We start from the raw sequence: 4,999 nt of genomic DNA, 5'->3' as shown, positions 1-4,999 counted from the left end.
GCAAAGTATAATGACCATTGTCGTTAAATGACTGTAAGACCTTTTCTGCTGGGGTGTTACTTAATAAATTATTGATAACTTGAACTTTTTTACCGTATTTAGGACCCAAAAGCTTGAAGTCCGGCTTCAATTCATATTGAACAAAGCCATCCTGCTCGCTCACAAAGTTGATATTATGAATATTTACTTCTTCTTTTACCAGATCCAACATATCCATTAAATCTGCTTTCGTTTTGGCGGGAACGAACATTTCGCTTAAAGGTTGGCGGACTTTTATCCGGCATTCATTTCGGGCTGCTCTACCCAAAGAAACAATATCTATCACTGTCTGCATTTTCTTTTCCAGTTTTGTATCTATGTAAGTGTTATCTACAGTTGGATATAATTCCAAATGAACACTTTCTCCCGCTTCCAAGCTTAAAAAAAGTTCTTCAGACAGATAGGGCGCAAAAGGAGCAATCAGCTTGGCAGTTTCCACAAGAACTTGATAGAGAGTTCTATAGGCATCTATTTTGTCTTGGCTAAATTCGGATGCCCAAAACCGTCTTCTGCTCCGACGAACATACCAATTGGAAAGCTCGTCAATTACAAAGCCCTGAATGGCTCTCACCGCTTTCGTAAAATCGTAGCCGTCAAAATAGTTACGAACGGTGATAATGAGAGAATGCAAGCGCGAAATAATCCAGCGATCAATTTCGGATTCTCTATCCCAATTATTAGGATAATTGGATGCTACGAAGCCATCAATATTGGCATAAGTGGCAAAAAAAGAATAAGTGTTTTTTAAAGTCCCAATGAATTTGCCTAATATTTCTTTCACACCTTCCACATCAAAACGGGTAGGAACCCAGGGTGGAGAAACTTCTAAAAGATACCAACGAATTGCATCTGCCCCATAATTTTGCATAAGTTCAATCGGGTCAACGGCATTTCCATGCGATTTACTCATTTTTCTGCCATTTTTATCCAAAATCATATCATTCACGAGACAGCTTTTATAACTGGAAACACCCTTCAACAATGTAGAAATGGCAAGCATAGAATAAAACCAACCACGGGTTTGGTCTATCCCTTCAGAAATAATATCGGCAGGGAACAGTTCCGGCTCGAAATTAGCATAATTTTCAAAAGGATAGTGCCATTGAGCAAATGGCATAGAGCCACTGTCAAACCAACACTCAATAACTTCCGGGGTGCGATGCATTTTATTGTCACAGGAACAAGTAAGCACAACATCATCAATATAGGGTCGATGTAAATCCAAATCTTCCGGAACATCCTCTCCGGAGCTTAATTTACCCTCTTTGCGAAGCTGTTCAATAGACCCAATGGAACGCTGTTTTCCACATTTTTCACAAACCCAGATATTGAGTGGTGTCCCCCAAAAACGATCTCTGGAAAGAGCCCAGTCCACATTATTTTCTAACCAGTCGCCAAAACGCTTTTCTCCTACAAAAGGAGGATACCAAGCAATTTTACGATTGTTTTCTATCAATTGCTCTTTAAACTGAGTGGTTTTTATATACCAGCTCTCTCTTGCATAATAAATAAGCGGACTTTTACAGCGCCAACAAAAAGGATAGCTGTGTTTTATTTGTTCTCTGCGGAATAAACTGCCACTTTCTTTTAAGTGACGGATAATATCTTTATCAGCATCTTTAACGAATTTGCCTGCCCAGGGAGTTACCACATCGGTAAATTTACCTTCCCCGTCCACCGGTTGAACAAAAGGCAGGTTGTATTTCATTGCCAGAGAGTAATCATCTTGACCAAAAGCTGGAGCCGTATGAACAACTCCCGTTCCTTCGGTCATCGTGACATAATCTGCCAAACAAATATAATAAGCAGGTTTATCAACTTTTACAAAATTGAAAAGAGGAAGATAGGAAATGCCTTCCAGTTCTTTCCCTTTCATTTCGGCAATTATGTTTACTTCTTCTTCCAAAATTGGTAAACGCGCTTTAGCCAAGATTAAATTTTCACCCTTGTAGTCAACTTTCACATAGGTCTCTTCCGGATGAACTGCTAAGGCAACATTGGAAATTAGTGTCCAGGGAGTGGTTGTCCAAGCCAGAAAATAGGTATTTTCTTCATCTCTTGCTTTAAATTTTACAAAAATGGATGGATCTTCCACATCTTGATAGCCCTGAGCCACTTCATGCGAAGATAGCGGAGTTCCACAACTGGGACAATAGGGAACTATTTTATATGCTTTATAAATTAGCTCGCGGGAAAAAAAGTTATCCAAAATCCACCAAACGGATTCTATATAGCTATTTTTTAGGGTGATGTAGGGATGATCCAGATCTATCCAATAGCCCATCAATTCTGTCATTTCACGCCAGAGTTTTTCGTAGCTGAAAACCGATTCCCGGCATTTTTGGCAAAATTTTTCTATACCATACTCTTCTATGCCGCGTTTATCTTTTAAACCAAGTAATTTCTCCACTTCAATTTCTACTGGCAAACCGTGCGTATCCCATCCGGCTTTTCTTTTAACTTGAAAGCCGTTCATTGTTTTATAACGGCAAATAACATCTTTCAAAGTCCTTGCCATAATATGATGAATGCCCGGTTTACCATTTGCGGTGGGAGGACCTTCATAAAAAATGAAACGAGGATTGCCTTCGCGAATATCCACGCTTTTTTGAATCAAATTCTGTTGCTTCCAATAGGCACGAATGCGATTTTCTAAGTGACGAGGACTTTCTTTCAGCTCTATTGTCTTATACATACACCTTATCCGATTTTCTTCTGATGCCCCGCTCTTTTTTGACCGGGGACATATTTCTGCTGATTGGAAGGATGGTTTTTGGTATGTTCTCTTTCTTTTTGTAATAAGGGATTCTCCTGTTCCGTTTCCACTTTTTTCTCTTCAAATAATTCACTGAAATGTTCTTTTAATTCCTCATGTTCGGAAACATAATTTTTCCATTCTTCCAGGGCTTTTTCCATATCCACACATTTTGGGCAGAGGACAAGTAAATTTTGTTCGCTAACTCCAATCCAACCACGATCGTAGCAATGGTCACAACTCTTTTTGTGACGATTCCTTTGGGCAATTTCCTTTGCCACTTCTAAATGTTTATCTTCGAGTATAAACATAATTTCTCCTTTGCCAAGTTTATAGAGATAATTTCCCTCTATTCATCCAGTTTGTGCCATTATTTTTTAATGCACAATTCTGTAAAAGGAAATTTTCTTGCCCAGAATTATTCTAAGCTTATTCAGCTTTTGGCAGGGTGTTTTGTTTTCTGTTTATTGGGCGTTACAGGTAAAGGCGTAACTTCTTCTATGGGTTCGGACTCCTTGGCAGGTGTTTCACTAAATTGGATAGGGGCACTAATCACCGTTTTTTTCAGTTCGATTTTTACAACTGGTTCTAAACGGTGGGTTACAATAAATAAGTTCTTATTACGAGACAAGGCAAGTTTTTCCTCTGCGGATAATGCCTCAATTTCGTTTAAACTGACTACCCTTTCGATTTTGCCGGTAGCCATATCCACAATTTGGACGAAGCTCTGTTTTTCAGCCATAAATTGAACCTCCATCGTATATTTATCAGGGAATTTTTTGGTAATTTCAGTTACAAAATTCAAATATTCATTAAAATGTATTTTATACCAGGCACGAAAACTCTTGCATTTGAATATGCGTGAACATACAGCACATAATTGTGGTGCAGGTTCACGGTAGTGTTTCAGTTCGCAAAAAAAATGCCTTTCTATTTTCATAACTTTTCCTTATCTATTAAAATGCCTATGGTGTCAAGTTTAAATTTCGCTGAGTGAAATTGCCTCTAAACTTGGAACTTTATTTCGCTAAAACACTACTTTACTGATTTGTTTTCCAACTTTCTCAAAAAATCCTTGCCAAAATCTCTGCCTTTTAAAAGCTGACTTCCTTAGTTTAACTATAAGGAAACAAATATGGCTACAATGGCTGATATTAGAAATGGAATGATCATTGAATTCAAAGATGATTTGTACGAAGTTGTGGAATTTTTGCATGTAAAACCGGGTAAAGGTCCGGCTTTTCTGCGTTCCAAACTAAAAAATATCCGCACTGGAAGAGTTTTGGAAAATACTTTTCGGGAAAGTGATTCTTTTAATGAAGTAAGAATCGAGCGCACCAAGAAGGAATATCTTTATCGGGACGGAAATTTTTTGGTGCTTATGGATTCAGATAACTATGAGCAAATGCACATTGATGTATCCCTTTTGGGAGATAAAGAAAAGCTGTTAGTTGATAATATGGAAGTTATGGTAGCCGCCACTCCTGAAGGAGAAATTATCGGAATTGAACTGCCTACAACCGTGGTTCAAAAAATTGCCGAGTGTGAACCCAATGTGAAAGGAAATACTGCCTCCGGAAGCGGAAAAGTTGCTTTTACGGAAACTGGTTTGCGACTAATGGTTCCGTTCTTTGTAGAGGTAGGAGATAAAATCAGAATAGACACCCGCACGGGTGAATATATAGAAAGAGCTAACTAAAAAAGAGGATAAAAATGGGAAAAGTTAAAAGTTTTACTGCCAAATTGGCGCATGAAATATCAACCGAGGGGAAAGTGATCTGCCCTGTTTGTAATACGGAAATAAAAAGAATTAAGCTTATTACCAACAAAAAGAACGATGGCAGCTGGTCACCTCAGAAGCAATATGTTAAAATTTGCAAATGCAACGAGGCAGATATTCTTGCCGGTAAGAATTTGTAAGGAAAACCTTTCAACCGTAGATACAATACTATTATTATGCCTGAAGAAGAGTTATGTTTCTTCAGGCGTTTTTTTAATTGACGATTTAAGCAGTTATAATAAATAGGTTTATAATATGGCTATCTGCTTTCAGAGGTTGGTAGCGAACTTTTTGTCTTCACGATATTACTTGCCTTGGGGGATTAAAATGTCTTGCCTTTTCCGGAAGCGGATAATTCTGCTACTAACGCTTGTTGTGGCTGGTTCATTATCAGCTCTTGTTCCACCTGTCCCTCTTTATGAAAA

The 4,999-nt window shown here is 38.2% G+C and carries 5 protein-coding genes; 2 read left to right on the top strand and 3 right to left on the bottom strand.

Features of this window, described 5'->3' with window-relative positions; genetic code table 11:
• The 3 genes from ileS to ABFC98_03230 all read right to left on the bottom strand — a co-directional run.
• Positions 1 to 2,734, bottom strand: a 2,734-nt coding sequence (gene ileS / locus ABFC98_03240; protein ID MEN6445042.1) for an isoleucine--tRNA ligase, incomplete at its 3' end; no start/stop codon positions are given.
• 5 nt (positions 2,735 to 2,739) lie between these two features.
• Complete coding sequence (locus tag ABFC98_03235; protein MEN6445041.1) at positions 2,740 to 3,105, bottom strand: hypothetical protein; 366 nt, start codon at positions 3,103 to 3,105, stop codon at positions 2,740 to 2,742.
• A 122-nt stretch (positions 3,106 to 3,227) separates the two neighbouring features.
• Positions 3,228 to 3,734, bottom strand: a complete 507-nt coding sequence (locus tag ABFC98_03230) for a hypothetical protein (protein ID MEN6445040.1) — start codon at positions 3,732 to 3,734, stop codon at positions 3,228 to 3,230.
• A 195-nt stretch (positions 3,735 to 3,929) separates the two neighbouring features.
• Between ABFC98_03230 and efp the strand changes: the two genes are divergently transcribed.
• Complete coding sequence (gene efp, locus ABFC98_03225; GenBank protein MEN6445039.1) at positions 3,930 to 4,493, top strand: elongation factor P; 564 nt, start codon at positions 3,930 to 3,932, stop codon at positions 4,491 to 4,493.
• A gap of 14 nt (positions 4,494 to 4,507) precedes the next feature.
• Positions 4,508 to 4,714, top strand: a complete 207-nt coding sequence (locus ABFC98_03220) for a hypothetical protein (GenBank protein ID MEN6445038.1) — start codon at positions 4,508 to 4,510, stop codon at positions 4,712 to 4,714.
• Positions 4,715 to 4,999: the final 285 nt, after the last annotated feature.

The organism is Candidatus Cloacimonas sp. (genome assembly GCA_039680785.1).
GTDB lineage: Bacteria > Cloacimonadota > Cloacimonadia > Cloacimonadales > Cloacimonadaceae > Cloacimonas.
Note: the sequence above shows the minus strand (reverse complement) of the source record. Positions and strands in the feature narration are given on the sequence as shown.